The following is a 23,307-nucleotide window of genomic DNA, read 5'->3' as shown; positions in this document are numbered from 1 at the left end:
GTTCGTCACGTTAGGCCCCGCGGGTGGAAGATCGCATCCGATTTTCAGGCGGATGCGCGCTCGACGAGCAACGACAGGGCGTGACGCACCGTCCTCGCGAGCACGTCCTGGGGATCACCGTCGAAGCGCTGCTCCTCGCTGCGGGTGCCGTCCGGACCGGTCGTCGCGAAGCACACCGTGCCCGGCGGGCGGCCGTCCTGCGGGTCGGGCCCACCGGCTCCGCTCACGGCGACGACGATATCCGCGCCCAGGAGGCGGGAGGTGCTCTCCGCCATCGTGCGGGCCGCGCTCTCGGACACGACGGGGCCCTCCGGAACCTCGAGCAGGCCGTACTTGACCTCGCGCGAGTACGCGACGATGCCGCCGCGGAACCAGTCGGAGCTGCCCTTCGCGGCACCCAGGCGGGCTGCGAGCGTGCCCGCGGTGAGCGACTCCGCGCAGCCGAGCGTCAGCTCCTTGTCGGAGGCGAGCTGTGCCAGCTGCTCGATCAACTCGTCGGAGGTGTCCGTCCCCTCCACCACGTCGTCATCGGCCATGCGTGTCTCCTTCCAGAGCATCGGGTCGCATCCAGCGGGTGAGCAGGGTGCCGTCGTCGTCGCACACCAGGTGCGCACGTTGAAGGGGTGTCAGAGCGGCCGTCGGCGAATGCGCGATACGCGCGGCGCTGCCGGCGGCCAGGACCGGAGCCCAGGTCAGGCACAGCTCGTCGACGACGCCGTCCTCGATCATGCGGCCGAACAGATTCGGTCCGCCCTCGCACAGCACCCGGAGCCATCCCGCCTCGCCGATCGCCGCGAGCAGGGAGGGGCCGTCGATCACTGCGTCGGCGATGACGCGGACGTCGCCTCCGGCGGCCTCCACCGCGCGCCGGGCGGTCTCGGGGGCCCGTGCGGTCGTGAAGACCACGGGCGGGATCGTCGTGTCGGTGAACAGACGCAGGTCCGGCGGCAGGTCGCACGAGGCGGTCACCACCGCGACCGGCGGTATCGGAGCGAGTCCGGCCTCCTCGCGGCGCACGCGCAGGGCCTCGCTGGTCCTCGCGCCGCCGTAGTTCTCGGCCCGCACGGTGCCTGCGCCCACGAGGATCACATCGGCGAGTTCGCGCAGCAGCCCGAAGACCTTCTTGTCGGCGGGCGAGCCGAGGGCGCCCGATCGTCCCTCGACCGCCACGGCTCCGTCGAGGGAGGACACGAAGTTGATCCGCATCCACGGCCGGGACAGGTCGTCGGGATAGGCGTAGAGAGCGCGCAGCGCCGTGTCGTCCACGTGCTGCGTCGCATCGGTGCCGTCGAGTCGTCGCATGACGCCGATCAGACCACTCCCGCCCGCCGGATGCACGTCACGCGCCGTGCCCGGCGTCGAGATCACCCACGGACTTGAAGGTCATGAGGCGGTCCAGGTCGCCACGGAGCTCACCGCGTTCGGGTTCGAGGAGGAAACCGCCGTGGTCGCCGGTCGTGAAGGTCTCGAGGATCCGGCCGACGAACCACGCGCGCGGGCCGTCCGGCACGGGTAGTGCGTGGGGTCCCTCGTGCCACGAGCAGCGGTCGAACTTGTCGATGTCGTCGCCGGTGTGCTCGCCGAACAGCGCTGCCAGTTCGCGGTCTGCCGGGGTCAGGACGTGCACGGCGAGGTGCTTCGCCTTCGACGCCACCCGGTAGGTCCGGTTCTTGTTCGACAGCGCCACCAGGAAGCGGGCCGGATCGATCGCGGACTGGGTCGCGAAACCGATCAGGCAACCGCTGCGTTCCTCGCCGTCGAATGCGGTGACGATGAACATCGGGTAGTCGAGCTGCGAGGCGATGTCCGCGAAACCGTCGGCGGATCCTTCGAGTGGGGTGCCGGCCATGAGCGGAATCGTACGGCCGTCACACCGATGCGGCGGTGGTTCGGCCGCGGTGCGGCTGTGAGTTTGGTCGGTGTGCGAGGTGGGGTACCCGCCGCAGTATGGACGCCGAGCACAGAGGTGATGGATCGTCGGGTGCCACCCTCGCCCCCGATGACCCGCGCAAACCCGACTCACCGACCGATCTGTCCACGCCGTCGTGGAAATATGTGCTGCGCAGGACGATTCGGGAGTTCAGTCGGGACCAGTGCACCGATCTCGCAGCCGCACTGACGTACTACGCCGTCCTGTCGCTGTTCCCTGCGCTGCTCGTCGTGGTCTCGTTGCTCGGCGTGTTCGGCCAGGGACAGACGACGGTCGACACCGTGCTCGGCATGGTCGAGGACCTCGGCCCGTCCTCCGCCGTCGACACCCTGCGAGGACCGATCGAACAGCTCGTGTCCGCACCGACAGCCGGATTCGCCCTGATCGTCGGTATTCTCGGCGCGCTGTGGTCGGCCTCGGGATATGTCGGCGCCTTCGGCCGCGCCATGAACCGGATCTACGAGATCGAAGAGGGCCGGCCCGTCTGGAAGCTGCGTCCGCTGATGCTGCTGATCACCGCTGTGGCCCTGGTGGCCGCCGGGACGACCGCCCTGATGCTCGTGATCAGCGGCCCGGTCGCACGCACGATCGGCGACGTCATCGGCCTCGGCGACACCGCCGTGACGGTGTGGAACATCGTCAAGTGGCCCGTGATGCTTGCGCTGGTGGTCATGATCGTCGCGGTGCTGTACTACGCGACGCCCAACGTGTCCCAGCCGAAGTTCCGCTGGGTCAGCCTCGGATCGCTCATCGCGATCGTCGTGTGGATCGTGGCTTCGGTGGCATTCGCCTTCTACGTCTCGAACTTCGGCAGCTACAACAAGACCTACGGCTCACTCGCCGGTGCGGTGATCTTCCTGTTGTGGTTGTGGATCACCAATCTGGCCCTGTTGTTCGGTGCCGAGTTCGACGCCGAGATGGAACGTGGCCGCCAGCTGCAGGCCGGTATGCCTGCCGAGAAGACATTGCAACTGCCCGAACGTGATTCGCGCGCGAGCGAGAAGAACGCCGCCAAGCTGGAGGAACTCGTCGAGCACGGGCGGAAGCTGCGCGAAGCCCACAGCGCCGACGGCTCCTCCGGAGAGGCGGCCGACCCCGTGGGCCCTACCGGGCCCACGACGGAAAGGAATCCGCGATGACGACACCCGGCAATGCGCGCCCCGTAGCCGAGCAACCGAAGAACCTGTCCACTGTCGAACTCACCGAGCGGCTCACCGAACAGGTCTCGACCCTCGTGCGGACCGAGGTCTCGCACGCGCTCGAGGAAGTCAAGTCCAAAGGCACCCGCATCGGTGTGGGCGTGGGGATCTCGGGTGCGGGAGCGATCCTGTTGTTCCTCGGTCTGGCGACCCTGATCGCGACGGCCGTACTCGGCCTCGCCACCGCCGTCGAACCGTGGCTCGCGGCCCTCATCGTCGCGCTCGTGGTGCTCGCGGTCGGTGGCATCCTCGCCGCGGTCGGTGCCTCGAAGGCGAAGAACGCCGCACCGCCCGTGCCGGAACGCACGGTCGCCAGTGTCCGCGCCGACATCGACGCCGCGAAAGGAGCAACGAAGTGACCGCATCCGACAACGGTGGTCGTCCGGACGAGGTGGCCGACATCGAACGTCAACGGGCCGAACTCGCCGCGACCGTCGGCGAACTCACCGACAGACTCGACGTGCCCACCCGGGTCAAGCAGTCCGCGGCCGAACGGGCCCAGGAAGTCCGCAACCGGCCCGATCTGATCGCGGTGGCCGGCGGGGTCATCGCGGCCGTGCTCGTGCTGATGGTCGTGAGGCGCAGACGGAAGAAGTGACGTAGGCGTACTCGAGCGGACGGATACTCGTGTTCTGCACCGAGTATCCGTCCGCTGCTGTGTGCAGGCTCAGCGGGGCGTGCCGTCAGCCGCCGAGCTGTTCCTTCAGCGCGTCGAGCACGGCCGGGTCCTCGATCGTCGACGGCACGGTGTACTCCTCGTGGTCGGCGATCTGCCGCATGGTCTTGCGGAGGATCTTGCCGGAGCGCGTCTTCGGCAGGGCCTGGACCACGGTCACGTCGCGGAAGGTCGCGACCGCACCGATCTGGTCGCGGACCATCGTGACGAGTTCCTGACGCAGGGTCTCGGGCTCGATCTCCACACCGGCCTTGAGCACCACGTAACCCGAGGGGCGCTGGCCCTTCAATTCGTCGCGGATGCCCACCACGGCGCATTCGGCGACAGCGGGATGCGAGGCCACCACGGCCTCCATGCTGCCGGTCGAGAGCCGGTGCCCGGCAACGTTGATCACGTCGTCGGACCGGCCGAGGACGAAGACGTAGCCGTCCTCGTCGACATAGCCCGAGTCGCCGGTGAGGTAGTAACCAGGGAAGGTGTCGAGGTACGACCGGCGGTACCGGTCGTCGTCCTGCCACAGGCCGGCCAGTGTGCCCGGCGGCAACGGCAGGCGGATGACGATGTTGCCCTCGGTGTTCGGATCGACGGGCTTGCCCTCTCCGTCGACGATCTCGACCCGGTAGCCCGGCACGGGGACAGTGGGGGAGCCGGCCTTGAGCGGCATCGCCTCGAGCCCGCGCAGATTCGCCGCGATCGCCCAGCCCGTCTCGGTCTGCCACCAGTGGTCGACCACCGGGCGGTCGAGCACCTTCGTCGCCCAGTGGTAGGTGTCGGGGTCGAGGCGCTCACCGGCGGCGAAGAGCGTCTGCAGCGAGTCGATGGGGTACTTCTTCAGTTCCTCGGCGTTCGGATCCGCCTTGCGCACAGCGCGAATCGCCGTGGGAGCGGTGAACAGTGCCTTGACGCCGTTCTCGGCGATGATCCGCCAGAACGCACCCGCATCGGGGGTGCCGACGGGCTTGCCCTCGTACATCACCGTCGTTGCTCCGACCAGCAGCGGGCCGTAGACGATGTAGGAGTGGCCGACCACCCAGCCCACATCGGACGCGGTCCACCACACGTCGCCCGGATCGATGTCGTAGATGTTGCGCATCGACCACGTCAGGGCCACGGCGTGCCCACCGTTGTCGCGGACCACGCCCTTGGGCTTCCCGGTGGTGCCGGAGGTGTAGAGGATGTAGAGCGGGTCGGTCGCCGCGACCGTCACGGGCTCCGCAGGGGACGCGTCGGCGCACAGCTCGTCCCAGTCGAACCACGCCGCCGAGGACGTCTGGTAGTCGGCCGCCGATCCGGGGATCTGCTCGCGGTTCTTCACGATCACGGTGTGCGGCGGGGTCGGCGACAGGCCGATCGCCTGCTCGACGATCGGCAGGTACTCGACGGTGCGGCCGGGTTCGAGACCACCGGAGGCGGTGACGAGCACGACCGGCGTGGCGTCGTCGATGCGGGTCGCGAGTTCCTTCGCGGCGAACCCGCCGAACACCACCGAGTGCACTGCCCCGATGCGGGCGCAGGCGAGCATCGCGATGGCGGCCTCGGGGACCATCGGCATGTAGACGATGACGCGGTCGCCGGCGGCGACACCCTGGTCGCGCAGCACACCGGCGAACTTCGCGACCTCGTCGAGCAGTTCGGCGTAGGTGTAGGTGCGCTTGGCCGGGACCATTGCCGAATCCCAGATCAGGGCCGGGCGGTCGCCGTTGCCGGCGTCCACGTGCCGGTCGAGTGCGTTGACGCTGGTGTTCAGGGTGCCGTCCGGGAACCACTTGTACGACGGTGCCGCCGAGTCGTCGAGAGCTCGCGTCGGCGCGCTCTCCCACTCGACCGCGCGGGCGGCCTCGAGCCAGAATCCCTCCGGATCCTCGGTACTCCGACGGAACGCCTCCTCGTACGAGCCCATCGTTCGTGTCCTTCCTCGACGGCGGTTGTGGCCCGAACCACTCTATGTGACCTGCAAGGGGGTGGCTGCAGGTCTGCGTCGGACGGACACGACCAGGCGACGAACGGACGAAGTGCCTACCCTGAGCCGCATGACCTCGATCGCGGAAGACCTGCTGCTCCTGCTTCTGGACGACGAATCGGGAAAGCCTCTCGTCGACGGAGTGAAACTGCCGCGTGTTCTCGCCGGTGCCGTGCTCCTCGAACTCGCCCTCGACGACGTGGTGGCCGTCGACACCGAGGGGAACCAGGTGAAGAAGGGGCGGATCGCGATACGCACCGAGGCACGACCCGCCGATCCGATCCTCGCCGAGGCGGTCGAGCGGCTCGGCTCGGGCAGGCCGGTGAAGCCGACGGCGGCCATCGAGAAACTGCAGAAGGGCCTGCAGGAGAAGCTTCTCGCGCGGGTCGTCGAGCAGGGCTGGGTCTCGGAGGAGCGCGGGAAGATCCTCGGGGTGTTCCCCACGAAGAAGTGGCCCGCGATCGATTTCACCCACGAACAGCGCGTCCGCGACCTGATCCGCGCGGCGTTGATCGACGGCCTGACCCCGGAGCCACGTACCGCGGCGCTGATCGCCCTGCTGTCGGCGGCGGATGCGGCCCCGAAGGTGTTCCCGGACGCCGACAAGCGAGCGGTGAAGAAGCGGGCGAAGGAGATCGCGCAGGGCGAGTGGGCGGCCAGAGCGGTGCGCGATGCCGTCGCGTCCGTCAACGCGGCCATGATGGCCGCCGTCGTGGCCGGCGGAGCGGTGGCGGGTTCGAGCTGATCCGGATCGCGCCGCGTCAGGACGGCACACCGAGCTTCCGGTACCGCTCGATCCGTCGCCGGTAGCGGTCCTCCGCGGGTTCCTCGGTGAGGATCGCGAGTTCGCGGGCGACCGCAGCACCGACCCGCTTGACGAACGAGACGGGTTCCTCGGTGGCGTCCGGACGCTCGGGGACGATCGCGTCGACGACACCGTTGCGCAGCAGGTCGCGGGAGCGAATCCCCTGATCCTGCGCCATGGCCGGTGCGTGGGTGGTGTCGCGGTGCACGATCGCACTCGCGCCTTCGGGCGGGAGCGGCGCGAGCCAGCCGTGCTGCGCGCACAACACGCGGTCGGCGGGCAGCAGGGCGAGCGCGCCGCCTCCGGTTCCCTGACCGAGCAGCACCGACACCGTCGGGGTGGGCAGAGTGACGAGATCGGCGAGGCAGCGGGCGATCTCGGGTGCGAGCCCGCGCTCCTCTGCCTCCTTCGACAGCGACGCGCCGAGGGTGTCGATGACGAGCACGAGCGGCAGGCGCAGTTCGTCGGCGAGACGCATCGCGCGGCGGGCCTCGCGCAGTGCTCCCGGCCCCATCGTGCGTTCGGGTGACTGTCCCGCACGGTCCTGGCCGAACATCACACACGACACGCCGCGGAACCGGGCGAGGGAGAGCAGGACGGTGCGATCGGATTCGCCCTCACCGGTCCCGGACAGGGGGACCTGCGCGGAGGCGGCGTGACGCAGCAACTGCCGGATACCGGGCCGTTCGGGCCGTCGGCTGAGCATTACCGAATGCCAGGCCGGGATGTCGGGCACGTCGTCGACGGTGGTGATCGCCGGACTCGACGTCACCTCGGGCCGGTTGCCCTCGACGAGTACGCGCAGCAGCCGGTGCACGACCTGACGCACACCGCCGAGGGGCACGACCCCGTCGATCACGCCCTTGCGGTACAGGTTCTCCGCGGTCTGGACGTCCTCGGGGAAGTTCTCCTGGTAGAGCGCCTTGTAGACGCGCGGACCGAGGAACCCGACGAGCGCGCCCGGTTCGGCGGCAGTGACGTGCCCGAGCGACCCCCACGACGCGAACACCCCGCCCGTCGTCGGATTGCGCAGGTACACGAGATAACCGAGATGTGCGGCCTTGTGCGCAGCGACGGCGGCGGCGATCTTCACCATCTGCACGAAGGCGAGGGTGCCCTCCTGCATGCGGGTGCCACCCGAGGTGGGCGACGCGAGCAGGGGCAGTCCCTCGGCGGTCGCGCGTTCGACGGCGGTGACGATGCGTTCGGCGGCGGCGACACCGATCGAGCCTGCGAGGAAAGAGAATTCGCACACGATCAGAGCGACCCGGCGGCCGTGGACGGTGCCCGAACCGGTGAGCACGGATTCGTCGACCCCGGACTTCTCGGCGGCCCTGTCCAGATCGGCGAGGTACTTCTCGCCCGCCCCGACATCGATCGGCGGAACGTCCCAGGAGACGAAGCTTCCCGGGTCGAGCACCTTGTCGATGAACTCCTGCGCCGAGATCCTGCTACCGGCCACGTCGCCTCCACCTGTCCTCGTCCGTCGCGGTCAACCTATACCGGCGCGAACGAGGGGGAGGACATGTGCGTGTTCTTGCGACACACCGCATATATCCTCCCCCTCGTTGTGGGATCGGCTATCGGCCGAGCGCTTCCTTCCACGTGACCGTCCGGCCGATGCGCAGGATCGACCGCTGGTAGATGCGCGCGGCGATCACACTGAGCATCGCGATCGCGGCGACCATCAGCACGATGGTGCCGACGATCTGCACCGGCGTGGCCACGCCCGCCGCGATGCGCAGCGGCATGAGGATCGCGGAGAACGGCGGGATCCAGCTCAGCGTGGTGCTCCATCCGGCCTCGGGGTCGTCGACCGACGAGAACGCCGCGAAGAACATCGCGAGAATCAGCATCACCAGCGGACCCGAGGTGGAATTGACGTCCTCCTGCCGCGACACCATCGACCCCGCCGCCGCGTAGAGGACGGCGAAGAACGCGAAGCCGAGGACGAACCAGCCGAGGGTGCCGGCGAGCACGCCGAGGGCGGTGCCGGTGATCGTGAGGGTGTCGGTGGCGAGCGCCGTGCCGACACCGACCGCGCCGTAGGCGGTGAGTTGCAGGAGCCCGACCGCGCCGATGCCGAGGATCTTGCCCCACAGCAGTTGCAGGGGACGCAGCGTGGACAGCAGCAGTTCGACGACACGCGAGGACTTCTCCTCGACGACACCCATCGCGACGTACATGCCGAACATCAGGATCTGCATGTACAGCAGGATCACCGCGATGATCGAGAGGATGATGCGTTGTCCCTGTTCGGGGTCCGGCGGGTCGAGGGCGTCGACGGTCACGGTCGCCGCCGAGACGTCGGCCGCGACCGCGGCGGGATCGACGCCGCGGTCGGTCAGCGCGGCGACCTGGGCCTGCTGCACGACAGCGGCCTCGACGACCGCGCGGACGTCGGTGTCGAGTTCCGATTCGGTGATCGCTGTGACGGATGCGCCGTCGCCGGGGACGAGCGCGACGTCGAGATCGCCGGAGGACACCTGCTCGCGGGCGGTGGCGGCGTCGGGAACGTCGGAGACCTCGAGCGGAGTGCCGACGGTCTCGCCGAGCGACTCGATCGTCGTCTGCAGCGCGGGCGCCCCCACGACTCCGACGGTGGGGCGGTCGTCGTCGCCGCCGGACAGGATCGAGGTGGCGACGATACCGACGACGATCGCGACGAGGATGATCGCGTTGCTGATCAGGAAGCTCTTCTTCTGAACCTGCGTGACGAACTCGCGCGACGCGACGAGACCGACCGCGCGGGCGTTGCTCAACGGGGCGCTCATGCGGAAACCACCTCTCGGAACAGCTCGGTCAGGGATGGGCGTCGGAGCGAGAACTCGTGGACCGGGCCGGTGGCCAGGGCCGCCTTGAGGATCAGCTGGTCGTCGGCGCCGGGGGTGACGGTGAGCACGGTGCGCTCGTCCTCGTACTCGGCGTGCGTGACGCCCGGCAGACCGTGCGCCCAGCCTCGGGGTGCCTGCGGCGCGTGGACGACGAGGAGCGCGTCGCCCTTGGACCGCAGGTCGTCGACGGTGCCCACGGCGCGCATCCGACCTGCGCCGATGATGCCCACGCGGTCGCACAGGCGCTGGACGAGGTCGAGCTGGTGGCTCGAGAACACCACCGGCACGCCATCTTTCGCCTTCTCGAGCAGGACGTCGCTCATGACGTCGACGGCTACCGGGTCGAGGCCGGAGAACGGCTCGTCGAGGACGAGGACCTTCGGGTCGTGCACGAGAGCCGCGGCGAGCTGCACGCGCTGCTGGTTGCCGAGCGACAGGGCGTCGACGGTGTCGCCGAGACGTTCTGCGATGCCGAGCCGTTCGGTCCACCGTTGCACCGCCTCCGACGCCTCCGACTTCGAAAGGCCGTGCAGCCGAGCGAGATAGGACAGTTGCTTGCCGACCTTCATCTTCGGATACAGGCCGCGTTCCTCGGGCATGTACCCGATGTTGCGGCGCATCTCGAGGTCGACCGGCTTCCCGTCGATGCGGACCTCGCCGGAGTCGGCGGCCAGGACGCCGAGGGTGATCCGCATAGTGGTGGTCTTGCCGGCGCCGTTGCTGCCGACGAAACCGAACAATTCGCCGGGGCGGACTTCGAAACTCACGCCGTCGAGGGCGACCGTGTCGCCGTAGCGCTTCGAGAGATTGTCGATCGTCAGTGTCACAGCAGGTCCTCCGGATCGTCGTCGGGGCGGGTCCAGGCGAGCAGAACGGCGGGCAGGCAACCGCTGAACAGGATCGAGGCGAGAGCGAATCCGCCTGCGGAATAGGCGAGTGCCCGATGGTCGATCGAGTCGATCGCCGGGCTCCACAGCAACGCGAAGATCGGGATCATCAGCAGGCCCTGCGCCACGGACAGGCCGATCGAGCGGGCGCTGTTGCGCTCGGCGATCTCGCGTTCATCGAGGGCGCGACGGGGTGCATCGGACTGCCTTCCCGACACGATCTGCAGACACGTCCAAGTGGGCAGGAACACCAGCGTCACCGGCAGCCAGGCGATCGCCGCCGCCATCGTGAAGTACGACGCGATCGACGCGACGAACATCAGCGCGATCAGCGCCATGACGGCGACGGCGAGGATGCGGCGGCGACGGCGGGTACGCCAGTTCGGCATCCACCCCCCGGTGATCTCCTCGTTCTTCAGGAACCTGCGGGTGCGGTACTCCTCGTAGCGATCGAGCAGGGATTCTGTGGTCATCTCAGGCCTCCTTCCGGGGCTTGTACAGCTCGGTCGACAACGGCGTGAACTCGGTACGGGAGAAGACGGCTTCGACCGGTAGTCCGAAGACATCGCAGATGCGGAAGGCGAGATCGAGGCTCGGATAGTGGTCGCCGCGTTCGAGTGCTCCGACGGTCTGCGGGTTCACATCGATGAGCGCGGCCAGTTGTGCGCGGCTCATGCCACGCTCCGCGCGCAGGACGCGGATGCGGTTGTAGATGGGGAGAGCTTCCCCACGACGCACCGGACTCATGGAACAAAGTGTTGTGAAAACCCAACGCTTTGTCAATGGGAGAGGATGGATCGATATGTCGTAGTGTTGTCAGTCGTCGTCGGCGAAACCGCGGAGACGGTCGAGTTCGCGGCGTTCCTTCTTCGTCGGACGGCCCGCCCCGCGGTCGCGGCGGGGGAGCGCCGCGAGGATCTCCTTCGGTGGAGGCGGGGGACTGTGATCGATGTAGGCGGTCGCGGCGATCGGTGCACCCACGCGCTTGTTCACGAGCTGGGTGACTTCGACGATCTTCTCCGTTCCGTGCGCGCGTACGCGGACCTCGGCTCCGATCGTCACCGGCGTCGACGGCTTGGCCGTCACACCGTCGACGCGGACGTGCCCGGCGCGGCACGCGCTCGCCGCGGCGGACCGGGTCTTGAACAGCCGGACCGACCACGTCCAGCTGTCCACGCGCACGCTTCCACCCATCTACATCAACTCCTCGCTCAGCTTCCCGTCGTCGAGCATCCATCGACGTGTCGTCCGTGTGGTCTCCAGCATGCGGCGATCGTGCGTGATCAGCAGTAGGGTTCCCTCGAAACTGTCGACGGCCTGCTCGAGTTGCTCGATCGCCGGCAGATCCAGGTGGTTGGTGGGTTCGTCGAGCACCAGCAGATTGACGCCGCGTGCCTGCAGCAGTGCGAGTCCCGCGCGGGTGCGTTCGCCCGGCGACAGCGACGACGCCGTCCGCAGGACGTGGTGCCCTTTGAGGGCGAACTTCGCCAGCAGGGTCCGCACGTCGGCGTCCGGCCAGTCGGGCACGTTGCGCCCGAACGCCTCGACCAGCGGTTCGTCCCCCTCGAACAGGCTGCGGGCCTGATCGATCTCGCCGACGAGAACACCCGACCCCAGCGACGCGCGACCGGTATCCGGTTCGATCGTGCCGAGCAGCAACCGGAGCAGCGTAGACTTCCCGGCGCCGTTCGGGCCGGTGACGACGATGCGTTCGCCCCACTCGACCTGCGTGGTGATCGGCCCGAGGACGAAGTCGCCCCGCTGGACGACGGCCTCGCCGAGGGTCGCGACCACCGTGCCGCTGCGTGGGGCGGCGGCGATGCACATGCGCAGTTCCCATTCCTTGCGCGGCTCCTCGACGACGTCGAGCCGCTCGATGCGCCGCTGCGTCTGACGCGCCTTCGCCGCCTGCTTCTCGGTGGCCTCCGCGCGGTGCTTGCGTCCGATCTTGTCGTTGTCCTTGGACTTGCGGCGCGCGTTGCGGACGCCGTGTTCGAGCCAGTTGCGTTGCATCCGGGCGCGTTCCTCGAGCTGCGACTTGGTGTCGGCGAACTCCTCGTACTGTTCGCGCGCGTGTCGGCGCGCCACCTCGCGCTCGACGAGATACGCCTCGTACCCGCCCTCGTAGACCGAGATCTGCTGCTGCACGGGATCGAGTTCGACGATGCCCGTCACCGTGCGCGCGAGGAATTCGCGGTCGTGGCTGACGACCACCAATGCCGTGCGTGTCTCGTCCACGAAGCGTTCGAGTCGTTCGAGGCCGGCCAGATCCAGGTCGTTCGTCGGTTCGTCGAGCAGGAGCACGTCGTAGCGCGACAGCAGCAGTGCCGCCAGCCCGGCGCGGGCGGCCTGGCCACCGGAGAGCGCCGTCATCGGAGCGTCGAGGCCCGCTTCCAGGCCGAGGTCGGCGATCACCTTTTCGGCACGCTCGGCGAGGTCGGCCCCGCCGAGCGCCAGCCACCGTTCGAGCGCCGGGGTGTACTCGTCCTCGTCGGAGTCGCCGAGTCGCTCGGCAGCGGCGTTCATGACGTGTTCTGCCGCCGCGACACCCGTGCGACGTGCGAGGAAACCGAGGATCGTCTCGCCCGGCACCCGTTCGGGTTCCTGGGCGAGATAGCCGATGGTGGCGTCGGGCGGGCTGAGGACCACCGAGCCGGTGACATCGGCGTCACCGATCTCCGCGAGGGTCGTGAGCAGCGTCGATTTCCCGGCGCCGTTGGCCCCCACGAGGCCGATCACATCGCCGGGTGCGACGGTGAGATCGAGTCCGTCGAACAGGACACGTTCCCCGCGGGAGGCCGACAGGCCGTTGATACGAAGTGTTGCGCTCACGCTCCGAGTATCCCGGGTGCGACGAATCCGAGGTCCGGCGCGGGTCGGTACCGGCCACGAGCGGCCCCTCAGCCACCGCACTCCGCGGGCACGATCCCATCGTCGCTCACCGGGACGGCGTCGAGTGGATTGTCGATCTCGTCGCGCCGCGTCCGGGCCGCGACGATCACGATCACCGCGGCGACGGCCGGCACCAACCCGGCGATCGCGAAGGTCGGCGCGAGCCCGACCGTGAGGGCCAGCGGCCCGGCCACGGCCATGGACAGCGGCATGAACACGATCGAGACGAAGAAGTCGAGACTCGAGACCCGACCGAGCAGGTGCGCGGGCACCCGCCGTTGCAGCAGCGTTCCCCACACGACGGATCCGGCGTTGAACAGCGCGCCGACGACGAACACCGCGGCGATCATGATTGGTACCGACCCGGAGACCCCGATGACGGCGAGGGGGACGCAGCCCAGCCCCCACATCAGAAGCGGGACGGTGAGATAGCGCCTCGGCAGCCGCAGCGACGCCACGAGCATCGACCCGACTGCCCCACCGACACCGAAACCGGCCATCACCATCGCGTGCTGCAACGGCCCGCCCCCGGTCGCCTCGCGGATCGCGAACGGGATCAGCACCTCGATCGGTCCCAGCACGCAGAAGACCGCGACGGACCCGAACAGGAGCGTTCCGAGCAACCACCGCGTGCGCACGGTGAACCGCACACCCTCCGCGAGATCGTCGAGCACGGAACGGAATCCGCTCGACCCTCCGGTCCGCGTGTCGTCGCAGCGGACCACGGTCGGGTGCATCGCGAGGATGCACAATGCCCCGACCACCTCGAGGAGCGCGACGGTGCACATGGCGACGGCGGGGGACGAGGCCGCCACGACGGCGCTCGCCGCCGCCGGACCGGCCGCCTGCACGAGCGTCGGCCGGAGCACACCCTCGACACCGTTCGCGGCGAGCAGGTCCTGCGGCGGGACGATGGACGGCAACAGTGCCGAATAGGCCGGGAACTGGACACCGTTGGCGAGCCCGAGTGCGAAACCCACGACGGTGAGATGCCAGAAGGCGATCGATCCGTTCACGGCGAGCGCAGCCGTCACCGCGACCAGCACCGCCCGGACGATGTACGTCGCGAGGAGCAGGGTGCGCTGCGGGATCCGATCGGCGAGCACACCCCCGAGAAGTGCGACGAGGAGCATGCCCACGGCAGGCCCCACTGCGACCGAGGACAGTTCGGCCGGACCGCCACCCATCTCGACGACCTGCCACACCACCGCGATGAGCCAGGTGCCCACGGACAGCAGTCCCGCGGCGAGCGCCAGGATCAGCAGGCGGTACTGCGGATGAGCGAACGGCCGCACGGGTCCGCGCGCCAGGCGCGGACGCCGGTGCGTCGGTGATGCGGTGTGGTTGCTCATCGCGTTCCCCCGGTCGTCGGACGGTCCGATGAGATCTTGCGACCTCGAGGCGACTCGAGGTCAAGTGTCTTCGCCCCCCGGGTGACCGATCAACCGATTTTTCCGTGAGCGTCGCCGTCAGCGTGCGGGTCCGACTTCGAGAACGATGTCTGCGGAACGCCTTTCGTCGTTCTCGGTGGTCCACTCGATCGACACGACGTCGCCGGGACGGTGACGGAGCAGACGTTCCTCGAGTTCTCCGGTCGACGAGACGCGCTCCCCGTCGAACGACACCACGACGTCGCCGGCGTCGAGACCGGCGTGATAGGCGGGACTGTCGTAGGACACCCACAGCACCTCGGCCCCGAGATCCTGCCCGTCCTTGCGGGCGGTGGTGACGCTCGCGCCCAGCCGGGGCGTCGGGCCCACGTGCACCGACCCTTCGCTCACTCCCGTCCGCACCTGCTCGACGACGGTGATCGCCTCGGTGATGGGCACGGCGTACGCCTCGGGGGTCGTATCGGGCGAGGTGTCGATGTTCCGCTGCACCGCACCCGCGGTGTTGATCCCCACGACCGTTCCGTACTCGTCGACCAGTGGCCCGCCGGAATCACCCGGCCGGATCGGGGCGTCGGTGCGGATCATCCCCGTGAGGCGGTGCCGCGAACCGTCCGTGGCGTCGCGCACCACCACGTTGCGGTCGAACTCGACGATGGTGCCGGGTGTCGCCACGACGACCCCACCGCCCTGGGAGTTCCCGAAGGCCGTGACCCGGCTGCCCACCGGCGGCAGGTCCTCCGCGATCACGGCGGCCGGAAGGTCGCTCGCGGTGCCGAGTCGCAGGACCGCGAGGTCGCGCTCGCGGTCGTAGCCGAGGACCTCGGCGTCGTAGATCAGGCCGTTCGCGCCGCTGACCGCGCTGATGTCGGTGGCTCCGCTCACCACATGATGATTCGTGACGACCGTGCCGTCGGGGGTGATCACGATCCCGGTGCCCGTCATGCCCGTCCATCCCGCGCTCGCGTCGATCGTCACGACGACCGGCAGGGTGCGCACGGTCAGTTCGTCGGCGGTCAGCGGTGTCGGGGGAGGAGCGACCGGCGCCGGTGGTGGGGGAGGGAGCGCGACGTCGACCAGGGCCGGTGCCGATGCGACGAGGCTGGCGGTGGTCGCGAGCGCGACCAGCAGCACCGATCCGCCCCGCCCGCTCACTGTTGCGGCACCTCGCCGGTGAGATGGTCGACCAGTTCCCGGGCCGCGGCGCGACCGGCGCGGTTCGCCCCGATCGTGGACGCCGACGGGCCGTAGCCGACGAGGTGGATGCGCGGATCCTTCGCGACGCGGGTCGCGAGCCGGCCGTCCATCGTGATGCCGCCACCGGCGTTGCGCAACGACAGCGGCGCGAGATGGTCGAGGGAACTTCGGAATCCGGTGCACCACAGGATGACGTCGACGTCGAGTGTCCGCCCGTCGCTCCACCGGACCCCGGTCTCGGTGATCTCGGAGAACATCGGGGACCGCTCCAGCGCGCCGCGTTCGCGCGCGGCCCGCAGCGCCGGGGTGAGCGGGAGCCCGGTGACGGAGACGACCGATCCGGGTGGCAGTCCGCGTCGTACCCGATCCTCCACGAGCGCGACGGCAGCGTGACCGCGCTCGGCTGTGAAAGGTTCCTCGCTCCAAGCGGGTTCGCGTCGCGTCACCCAGGTGGTCTCGGTGACGCGCGAGATCTCGTCGAGGAGCTGGACCGCGGAGATGCCGCCGCCGACGACGAGCACGTGCTGCCCGGTGAATTCCTCGGCCGTTCGGTAGTCCCTGGTGTGCAGTTGCCGTCCGGTGAAGCGCGCGGCGCCGGGATACCACGGGACGAAGGGGCGTTCCCAGGTGCCGGTCGCGTTGATGATGCCGCGTGTCGCGTAGACGGCCGATTCGGTCTCCACGCGCAGTCGCTCGCCGCGGTCGCACACGACCCGCACGGTGGTGGGTCGGTGGACGGGAAGGTCGAACTCCTTTTCGTAGGCGGCGTAGTACTGCGGTACCGCAGAGGCGGCCGGAACCTCTCCCGCGGAGGTGTCGACGACGTCCGCGAACGCGAGGCCGGGCAGGTCGTGGACGCCGTTGACGGTGCTCAGCGTCAGCGACGGCCAGCGGTCCTGCCATGCCCCGCCGGGGCCGAACGAGCGGTCGAGGACGACGAATCCGGTTTCGGGTGCGACTCCGAAGCGGGTGAGGAAGTAGGCGGTCGACAGGCCGGCCTGCCCGGCGCCGATCACGACGATGTCGACCGGCGTCGCATCGGCGGTCTGTACCTCGGCCGCATCGAGTGCCTCGTCGGCGAGCATCGCGAGCCTCCCTCTCGGATCGTTGTCCTTCATCATGCCGCGATCGCGCCCGATGCGCGGAAGGAACGCTGTCCGCAGCCGTAGAAATGTGATATCACTTTAATATCGCTTTGACTCTGGGAGGTAGTAACATGGATGTCGTGCAGTCGCCCGTGACCGTCGAGCGGCCGGGCCCCTCGTCCAACGGCTGGCCGGTGCTGATCGCCGCTCTGGTCGCAATCGCCGTCGGCGCCGGGCTGATCGGCTGGGGAGCGGTGGATGTCACGGTCCCGCTGATCATCGTCGGCGCCGTCATCGTGGTGCTCGCCCTCGTGCCGCTCGCCGGACTCGTCCTCGTCGAACCGAACGAGGCCCGCGTCCTCCAGCTCCTCGGCAGCTCGTACACCGGCACCCTGCGCGAACCCGGTCTGCGCTGGATGAACCCGCTCAACACCCGCCGCAAGATCTCCACCCGCATCCGCAACCACGAGACGGGCAGAGCCAAGGTCAACGACGCCGACGGCAACCCCATCGAGATATCGGCGGTCATCGTGTGGCAGGTCGAGGACACCGCGCGCGCCGTCTTCGACGTCGACGACTTCGAGGAGTTCGTCGCCGTGCAGACCGAGGCCGCGGTCCGTCACATCGCCGGCTCGTACCCGTACGACGCTGCGCCGGAAGTGATGTCGCTGTGTCAGAACGCCGACGAGATCACCACCAAGCTCTCGGCCGAGGTCCACGACCGCGTGCAGTCCGCCGGTATCCGCGTCATCGAGACCCGCATCAACCAGCTCGCCTACGCACCCGAGATCGCCCAGGCGATGCTGCGACGTCAGCAGGCCGGCGCCGTCATCGCCGCCCGCGAGCAGATCGTCAAAGGCGCCGTCTCGATGGTCGGCACCGCCCTGGCCCGCCTCGAGGCCGAGCACACCGTCGAGCTCGACGAGGAACGCAAGGCCGCGATGGTCTCGAATCTCCTCGTCGTGTTGTGTGGAGACCAGAGTGCTCAGCCCGTCCTCAACACGGGATCGCTGTACCAGTAGGGATCATGCGGCATGGCCGAACGTAAGAAGGTGCTGCTGCGCCTCGACCCGGCAGTCCACGACGCGCTCGCGCGGTGGGCTGCCGACGAGTTGCGCAGCACCAACGCCCAGATCGAGTTCCTGCTCCGGCGGGCCCTCACCGAGGCCGGCCGGATGCCGCGCGAGGTGGGGCGCATACGCGGGCCCGGTCGTCCGCGCGCCGATGCCGACGACGAGGAGTGAGCTGACATGGCAGATCCTCCGAGGAGGGCCGCCGTCGACGAGGCGGGACGCTACGCAGTGCTCCACCCGGCGATCGCCGAAGCGGCCCACCGCGCGGGGGCGACCGCGATCGGCCTGATCGACGTGGGGCGCCCCGCGGCGCTGAACCTGTGCGTCGACCGCGTGGGCATTACCTACAGCGACGGGGTGTTCCTGGGTGACCCGGATTCTCCTGTGCAGGAGAGCTGTTCGATCGTCCACGGCGGGACGGTTCCCGACCGGGCGATGCCTCCGGTGGTCGCGCGCGTCGCCGTGACGCGGCGCCGGCCCGACGTCGAGGACGCCCTGCTCGCCGAGGATCCGCCCGTCCGGTTCTGCGGCGACGTCGTGGAACTGCTGCCCGAGGGGATCGCGGCGGTACCCGAGGGTGCTCTGCCCGTCGTGACGACGACCTGGGCGTTGTCGCGCCTGGCAATTCCGCGGCGCCCGTCGTTCGTCGACAGTCTTCGCGAGGCGGCCGCGGGACGGACGGTCGCGTGGGTGTCGGCCGAGGGGGTCGGCGCCGCACCGTCGGTCCCGACGCTCGGTGACCGTCCGGCCTCCGGCCACAGCATCGTGGGCGTGGCCGTGTACCGCGGATCCGAGCAGCACGTGGATGCAGTCGGCCGCTGCTGGTCGCGGGGACGGATGCTCGATTGGTTCCCCTGATTCTTGTGGTGCCGCCGATTCGTATGCCGCGAACGCCGTTCGGCGGTGCGGCGTCACACCGTTTGCGGTATCCGCGCGACCAGGCGGTCCAAGGCCTCTGCGGCGGGATTTCGGCCGCCGGCCAGGCTGTAGTACAAGCGACCCCAGATGGCATTCTTCGTGACGGGTAGCCGGTCGATCGTGCGGTACAGCGAACGCCGGGCAAGTGTGGGTAATGCGCCGGACTGCGCGAACGCACTCTCCTGCCGGAACTGCAGTGCTCGTGCCTGATCCACGTGGGGTTCGCGCAGTTCCTGGAAGATTCTGCACCGCTCGTCGACGAAGATGTCGGACTCCTCGGCGCGGAGTGCCGGCCCGAGCTGATCCCCCAGAACGACCGCATCGAGAATCGCGTGATTGACCCCCTGGGCCAGGACCGGTGTGAGGGTGTGCGCCGCGTCGCCGACGAGGACCAGGCCGGGGATGCTCCATCGGGGGCATCGGCTGCTGAAGATCTCGAGCATCGACGTATCACGCCACGTTCGGACGGAGTGTTCTGTTGCCTCGGCGAGGTCCGGGACTATCCGGGCGACGCTGCTGTACAAGGACGGCAGACCGGCCTTGCGGATCCTGCTCAGGCCTCCGGGAGGGATGTTCACGCCGAGCCGGAGGATCCCCGGAACTGTCGGTATGCACATCACGTGGGCGTCGTCGGCGAGGTGGACCTGGTAGCGGGTCAGATCCCATCCCGCAGGTGGGTCCACCTTGAACCACAAGAAATCCCGGCGCATCGGCTGCTTACGGGATACGAGGCCGGCCGCAGCACCCAGCTTGCCGTACCGTCCGTCCGCGGCGACCACCACCCGTGCGGTGATCGTGTTCTCGTCCTCTCCGATCCGGTAGCGCACCCCCACGATGCGTGGTCCGCGACGAATCAGCTCCTGAACCGATGCGCCTCGAATCAGCCGAAATGACGGAAACCGTGCAGCGGCAGCGTCGATGGCGTCGAGTAGCGAATCCTGCGGGATCTCCAGAGGGCTCTCCTCAGCGTCTGCGAGTTCGGAGAAGCGGACGGTGAGTACCTCCTGGCCGGCATCGACAATTCGTATGCCCGACACCGGCATCGTGCGATCGGCCGGCAGCTGATCGAGTACCCCGAGGCGCCGGAGCGCGGTCACCGAGTCGGGGGAGATCGACTCACCACGGAACGTGCGGGCGGCAGAGGGAGCTGTCTCGAGAACCGCAACCGCGACGCCTTGGAGCGCCAGGCACAATCCTGTCATCATTCCGGCCGGACCTGCACCGGCGACGACCACGTCGTACTGCTCGGGGCGTTCGGAGATTTCCGTCATCGGCTGCTCTTTCGGTGTGATCGACACGTTCGGTGAGAAGCCTAGGAATACGCCCGAAACTCCTGGGGGGCACGCGTCTGAAGCGACCGTTTCGAACCGCTGTGGGAATTCCTAAAGTATTGCTGAATCCGGTTGTCCCACAGACTGTCTCTCTTTACCGTCGAGTTCCGATCGCCGCAGCATGCAGGAAAGGGAACCAGTGACTTCGACAGCAGCAGAATCGACCGGCGACACGAGCGAGCATACGGGGCGATGTCCGTACAGCTATCCGTTCGATCGCCCGTCGGCGATGGGTGTCGCGCGTGAATACCGCGAGATCCAGGAACATGAGGCGGTCGGACGGGTGCAGATGCCGTCGGGTGATCGCGCCTACCTCGTCACGCGATACGACGACGTGAGGACGGTTCTGTCCGATCCCCGCTTCTCACGTGCCGCCACCCTGGCCGAAGGAGCGCCTCGCCTCGGGCCGGCCCCGCAGAACTTCCCGACCCTCCTCAATATGGACCCTCCCGACCACAACCGGGTACGCAAGATGATTTCGGGGACGTTCACCTCCCGCCGCGTCGCCGTACTCGAGCCGCACGTCACCGGTCTCGTCGAGCAGTACCTCGACGAGATGATCGAAGCCGGTCCGACCGCGGATCTCGTCGAGATGTTCGCAAGTCGACTGCCCGTCCAGGTAATCTGCGAACTGCTCGGTGTGCCGATGAGCGATCGGGAACAGTTCGGAGCATGGTCGCGCGCATTCCTCGCCACCACAACCGCGGAATACACCGCAGAGCAAGTTCAACAAGCGCAGGGGGCGTTGTTCGTCTACCTCACCGAGCTCATCGCGAGCAAGCGTGCAAACCCGCAGGACGACATCCTCAGCGACCTGGTCGTGCAGAACGACGCGAAAGGTGCGATCTCGGAACTTGAACTGACCTTCCTCGGGGTCAGTCTCCTGGTCGCCGGACACGAGACCACCGTCAACATGATCGCCAACGGTGTGTTCGCGCTCATGTTGGATCCTGCCGCTGCGGAACTGCTCCGTTCCCGACCCGAAATCGTCGACACCGCGGTCGAGGAACTCCTCCGCTTGTTCGGTCCGGGAACGGAAGGGTTGCTCCGGATCGCGGCGGAGGATGTGGAACTCTCGGGCGTGAGGATCCCTGCGGGAAGTGCTGTTCTGCCGAGCCTCATCGCAGCGAACCGCGATGAGAATCGATATCCCGGAGCGGAACACCTCGATCTGGAAAGAAAGGACGTCCCGCATCTGTCCTTCAGCCACGGTCCGCACTTCTGCATCGGCGCGGCGCTTGCCCGCGCCGAGCTTCGGGTGTCCTTCAACGAGATCCTGCGTCGTCTTCCCGGACTGGCGCTCGCGATCCCCGCGGCCGACGTGCCCCGACCGGAAGGGCTGCTCGTCAACGGCGTGTCGTCTCTTCCGGTGACCTGGGATGCCGATGCTGCCCGAGCAGTGCCCTCCCGACCGCTATCGGAATCCACCCGTTCGACTTCAGGAGAAGCCCCATGAAATGGAACAACACGTTCGTCGCCGGTGTCGGAGCGTACGTGCCGAGCTCCGTGACGACCTCCTCTGCGGTCGACCAGGGGCTCTACAGCGAGGAATCGCGTGAGGCCGACGGTTTCGAGGGTGCGAGCATCGAGCGCGAGCTGGTCCCGCCGCAGATGGCAGTCGAGGCCGCCGGGAAGGCTGTCACCGATGCCGGGATCGATTCGAACGACATCGACATCGTCTTCCACAGCGGTATCTGGTTCCAGGGTGTCGACATGTGGCCCGCGGCCTCCTACGTGGCAGCGCACGCCGCCCGTCCGGGTGCACGTGCCTTCGACCTGCAACAGCAGTGCAATGTCGGACTGAGTGGGCTCGAACTCGCCGCCGCTCTGTTGCCCTCTGTGAACGGCCACATCCTGCTCACGACGGCCGACCGCTTCGATGGTGGCCCCGTCGACCGGTGGCGAACCGAATCCGGTGTCGTCTACGGGGACGGTGCAGGTGCTGTGGTGCTGTCGTCGACCGGTGGGAAGTTCGAACTCGTCTCGACGCACACGGAAGCAGCCAACGATCTCGAGAAGGTGGTGCGCGGACCGCAGTTCGCGACGTGTCCGAGCACGACGACGATCGACATCGGTGCGCGCTTCGACTACTTCATCTCGACGGGTGGGATGCGTGCGGCGGCAGGCAGACTCGTCGACGCGGTGACGACTTCCGTCGGCCGGGCCCTGGCGGACGCCGAATCGGAGATCGGCGATATGACTCGGGTGATCGTCCCTGCGGTGGGGAAAACCAAGCTGGACTGGCAACTTCAGGCTCTCATACCTGTCGACATCAATCGTACGAACTGGCGGTTCGCCAGGCAGATGGGGCATCTGGGGGCCGGAGACCAATTCGTGGGCCTCGAGCGCATGTGCGCCGAGGGCGGTCTCGAGCCGGGGGACCGGATCCTGCTCGTCGGGGGCGGTGCAGGCTTCACGTGCACATCTGCGGTCCTCGAATTCCGAGGTTGAGAAGAGGAACGAACGGTTGCGGCCCGGACATTCCGTCCGGGCCGCACCTGTGTGCCGCCGACTTCTAGCGCCGTAGTGAAACCTGCTCGGCCAGAGCCTCGTTCATGAGAACGAACTGAGGATAGGTGTCGTCGCGCAGGTAACCCATCATCGGCGGTACCGCGATCCCCGAGAAGATCTCACCGTGCTCGAGCACGACGCGGCCGTTGCCGGTGTCCTCGATCCTGAAGTAGTGCTCGCCGTCGAAGATTCCCGGAACGCCCACGGTTCCCTTCCATCGCAGCTCTTCGCCTGGATCGACGGTGAGGAGCTTCGGCGTGAAGGTGGATTCTCCGCCGCCGGCTCCGACGAGGACGTTGGTGATCGTGCCGTCGACTGCGAGCTCGCCCACCGAGGACACGATGAACGGATTCCACGACGGATACGACTCACGGTCGGTGAGCACGGCCCACACCTCGTCGGCCGTACCGTCGATCTCGGTGCGTGCGACGAGCGTGTATTCCTTGGTGGACGCCCATGCCGCGTAGACCGCGAGCGGAACGAAGACTACTGCGAGTGTTATCCCGACCCATTTGAGTACGCGCCCCCGTCGGGTGGTCATGAGGGAACCGGCCGTCATATGTCGTGCCCTTTCTGTTCCGAGGTACCTGCCCGTGATTGTCGGGCCGCCGGATCCGGCCG

25 protein-coding genes are annotated in these 23,307 nt (G+C 68.2%); 9 read left to right on the top strand and 16 right to left on the bottom strand.

What is annotated here, in order from left to right; genetic code table 11:
* Nucleotides 1-44: 44 nt before the first annotated feature.
* Genes M3330_RS07405 through M3330_RS07395 form a run of 3 tightly spaced genes read right to left on the bottom strand, consistent with a single transcriptional unit; the run spans nucleotide 45 to nucleotide 1,849 of the window.
* On the bottom strand, nucleotides 45-536 hold the full coding sequence (locus M3330_RS07405) for a CinA family protein (RefSeq protein WP_006551643.1): 492 nt from the start codon (nucleotides 534-536) through the stop codon (nucleotides 45-47).
* Nucleotides 526-1,302 carry a pyrimidine reductase family protein gene (locus tag M3330_RS07400; protein WP_255028854.1) on the bottom strand — a complete coding sequence of 259 codons (777 nt, stop codon included), beginning with the start codon at nucleotides 1,300-1,302 and terminating at the stop codon, nucleotides 526-528. The genes M3330_RS07405 and M3330_RS07400 overlap by 11 nt, the downstream gene beginning before the upstream one ends.
* A 37-nt stretch (nucleotides 1,303-1,339) precedes the next feature.
* Entirely contained in the window at nucleotides 1,340-1,849 is a 510-nt protein-coding gene (locus M3330_RS07395) for a flavin reductase family protein (protein WP_255028103.1), read from the bottom strand.
* A gap of 98 nt (nucleotides 1,850-1,947) precedes the next feature.
* Here M3330_RS07395 and M3330_RS07390 point away from each other — a divergent pair, with 98 nt between their 5' ends.
* From M3330_RS07390 to M3330_RS07380, 3 genes are read left to right on the top strand one after another with little or no spacing between them, the layout of a single operon-like run.
* On the top strand, nucleotides 1,948-3,069 hold the full coding sequence (locus M3330_RS07390; protein WP_024103103.1) for a YihY/virulence factor BrkB family protein: 1,122 nt from the start codon (nucleotides 1,948-1,950) through the stop codon (nucleotides 3,067-3,069).
* Entirely contained in the window at nucleotides 3,066-3,488 is a 423-nt protein-coding gene (locus M3330_RS07385) for a phage holin family protein (RefSeq protein ID WP_006551639.1), read from the top strand. Before M3330_RS07390 ends, M3330_RS07385 begins: the two co-directional genes overlap by 4 nt.
* The gene (locus M3330_RS07380; protein WP_019289912.1) at nucleotides 3,485-3,727 is read left to right on the top strand and encodes a DUF3618 domain-containing protein; all 243 of its coding nucleotides are present in this window, start codon (nucleotides 3,485-3,487) and stop codon (nucleotides 3,725-3,727) included. The genes M3330_RS07385 and M3330_RS07380 overlap by 4 nt, the downstream gene beginning before the upstream one ends.
* An 85-nt stretch (nucleotides 3,728-3,812) precedes the next feature.
* Here M3330_RS07380 and M3330_RS07375 read toward each other — a convergent pair whose 3' ends face one another.
* Nucleotides 3,813-5,705, bottom strand: coding sequence for a propionyl-CoA synthetase (locus tag M3330_RS07375; RefSeq protein ID WP_255028098.1), 1,893 nt, complete (start codon nucleotides 5,703-5,705; stop codon nucleotides 3,813-3,815).
* Nucleotides 5,706-5,835: 130 nt separating this feature from the next.
* On the opposite strand from M3330_RS07375, the gene M3330_RS07370 reads away from it, so the two are divergent.
* The gene (locus M3330_RS07370; protein ID WP_255028096.1) at nucleotides 5,836-6,510 is read left to right on the top strand and encodes a GPP34 family phosphoprotein; all 675 of its coding nucleotides are present in this window, start codon (nucleotides 5,836-5,838) and stop codon (nucleotides 6,508-6,510) included.
* A 16-nt stretch (nucleotides 6,511-6,526) separates the two neighbouring features.
* On the opposite strand, the gene M3330_RS07365 is transcribed toward M3330_RS07370, so the two are convergent.
* From M3330_RS07365 to M3330_RS07320, 10 genes are all read right to left on the bottom strand, one after another.
* Entirely contained in the window at nucleotides 6,527-8,032 is a 1,506-nt protein-coding gene (locus M3330_RS07365) for an acetyl-CoA carboxylase carboxyltransferase subunit alpha/beta (protein ID WP_255028094.1), read from the bottom strand.
* Nucleotides 8,033-8,150: 118 nt separating this feature from the next.
* Nucleotides 8,151-9,344 (bottom strand): ABC transporter permease, encoded by a 1,194-nt coding sequence (locus M3330_RS07360; RefSeq protein ID WP_039587530.1) that lies wholly within the window; start codon nucleotides 9,342-9,344, stop codon nucleotides 8,151-8,153.
* The gene (locus M3330_RS07355) at nucleotides 9,341-10,231 is read right to left on the bottom strand and encodes an ABC transporter ATP-binding protein (protein ID WP_006551633.1); all 891 of its coding nucleotides are present in this window, start codon (nucleotides 10,229-10,231) and stop codon (nucleotides 9,341-9,343) included. Before M3330_RS07355 ends, M3330_RS07360 begins: the two co-directional genes overlap by 4 nt.
* Nucleotides 10,228-10,764 (bottom strand): hypothetical protein, encoded by a 537-nt coding sequence (locus M3330_RS07350; protein ID WP_033096770.1) that lies wholly within the window; start codon nucleotides 10,762-10,764, stop codon nucleotides 10,228-10,230. Before M3330_RS07350 ends, M3330_RS07355 begins: the two co-directional genes overlap by 4 nt.
* Before the next feature lies 1 nt (nucleotide 10,765).
* Nucleotides 10,766-11,038, bottom strand: coding sequence for a helix-turn-helix transcriptional regulator (locus M3330_RS07345; protein WP_033096769.1), 273 nt, complete (start codon nucleotides 11,036-11,038; stop codon nucleotides 10,766-10,768).
* A gap of 69 nt (nucleotides 11,039-11,107) precedes the next feature.
* Nucleotides 11,108-11,485: an RNA-binding S4 domain-containing protein gene (locus tag M3330_RS07340; RefSeq protein ID WP_006551630.1), complete on the bottom strand. Its 378-nt coding sequence runs from the start codon at nucleotides 11,483-11,485 to the stop codon at nucleotides 11,108-11,110.
* On the bottom strand, nucleotides 11,486-13,123 hold the full coding sequence (locus tag M3330_RS07335) for an ABC-F family ATP-binding cassette domain-containing protein (RefSeq protein ID WP_255028080.1): 1,638 nt from the start codon (nucleotides 13,121-13,123) through the stop codon (nucleotides 11,486-11,488).
* Between the two features lie 68 nt (nucleotides 13,124-13,191).
* On the bottom strand, nucleotides 13,192-14,535 hold the full coding sequence (locus M3330_RS07330) for an MFS transporter (protein ID WP_219129968.1): 1,344 nt from the start codon (nucleotides 14,533-14,535) through the stop codon (nucleotides 13,192-13,194).
* Nucleotides 14,536-14,652: 117 nt separating this feature from the next.
* Complete coding sequence (locus tag M3330_RS07325; protein ID WP_200359495.1) at nucleotides 14,653-15,726, bottom strand: S1C family serine protease; 1,074 nt, start codon at nucleotides 15,724-15,726, stop codon at nucleotides 14,653-14,655.
* Nucleotides 15,723-16,853, bottom strand: coding sequence for an NAD(P)-binding domain-containing protein (locus tag M3330_RS07320; RefSeq protein ID WP_200360161.1), 1,131 nt, complete (start codon nucleotides 16,851-16,853; stop codon nucleotides 15,723-15,725). The genes M3330_RS07325 and M3330_RS07320 overlap by 4 nt, the downstream gene beginning before the upstream one ends.
* A gap of 131 nt (nucleotides 16,854-16,984) precedes the next feature.
* Here M3330_RS07320 and M3330_RS07315 point away from each other — a divergent pair, with 131 nt between their 5' ends.
* From M3330_RS07315 to M3330_RS07305, 3 genes are read left to right on the top strand one after another with little or no spacing between them, the layout of a single operon-like run.
* On the top strand, nucleotides 16,985-17,875 hold the full coding sequence (locus M3330_RS07315) for an SPFH domain-containing protein (protein ID WP_255028077.1): 891 nt from the start codon (nucleotides 16,985-16,987) through the stop codon (nucleotides 17,873-17,875).
* 12 nt (nucleotides 17,876-17,887) lie between these two features.
* Nucleotides 17,888-18,097 (top strand): hypothetical protein, encoded by a 210-nt coding sequence (locus M3330_RS07310; RefSeq protein WP_060652022.1) that lies wholly within the window; start codon nucleotides 17,888-17,890, stop codon nucleotides 18,095-18,097.
* Between the two features lie 6 nt (nucleotides 18,098-18,103).
* Nucleotides 18,104-18,784 carry a DUF2332 family protein gene (locus M3330_RS07305; RefSeq protein ID WP_064852736.1) on the top strand — a complete coding sequence of 227 codons (681 nt, stop codon included), beginning with the start codon at nucleotides 18,104-18,106 and terminating at the stop codon, nucleotides 18,782-18,784.
* A 53-nt stretch (nucleotides 18,785-18,837) separates the two neighbouring features.
* On the opposite strand, the gene M3330_RS07300 is transcribed toward M3330_RS07305, so the two are convergent.
* Nucleotides 18,838-20,115 carry an FAD-dependent monooxygenase gene (locus tag M3330_RS07300; protein ID WP_255028073.1) on the bottom strand — a complete coding sequence of 426 codons (1,278 nt, stop codon included), beginning with the start codon at nucleotides 20,113-20,115 and terminating at the stop codon, nucleotides 18,838-18,840.
* 199 nt (nucleotides 20,116-20,314) lie between these two features.
* Between M3330_RS07300 and M3330_RS07295 the strand changes: the two genes are divergently transcribed.
* Nucleotides 20,315-21,631: a cytochrome P450 gene (locus M3330_RS07295; protein ID WP_230809775.1), complete on the top strand. Its 1,317-nt coding sequence runs from the start codon at nucleotides 20,315-20,317 to the stop codon at nucleotides 21,629-21,631.
* Nucleotides 21,628-22,626, top strand: coding sequence for a ketoacyl-ACP synthase III family protein (locus tag M3330_RS07290; RefSeq protein WP_064852734.1), 999 nt, complete (start codon nucleotides 21,628-21,630; stop codon nucleotides 22,624-22,626). Before M3330_RS07295 ends, M3330_RS07290 begins: the two co-directional genes overlap by 4 nt.
* A gap of 64 nt (nucleotides 22,627-22,690) precedes the next feature.
* Here the strand turns inward: M3330_RS07290 and M3330_RS07285 are convergent, their stop codons facing one another.
* A complete protein-coding gene (locus tag M3330_RS07285; protein ID WP_083543554.1) occupies nucleotides 22,691-23,245 on the bottom strand; it encodes an SRPBCC domain-containing protein in 555 nt (184 codons plus the stop codon).
* Between the last annotated feature and the right edge of the window lie 62 nt (nucleotides 23,246-23,307).

It is taken from the genome of Rhodococcus sp. GA1 (assembly GCF_024321955.1).
In the GTDB taxonomy this organism is placed as follows: Bacteria; Actinomycetota; Actinomycetes; order Mycobacteriales; family Mycobacteriaceae; genus Rhodococcus; species Rhodococcus pyridinivorans.
Note: the sequence above shows the minus strand (reverse complement) of the source record. Positions and strands in the feature narration are given on the sequence as shown.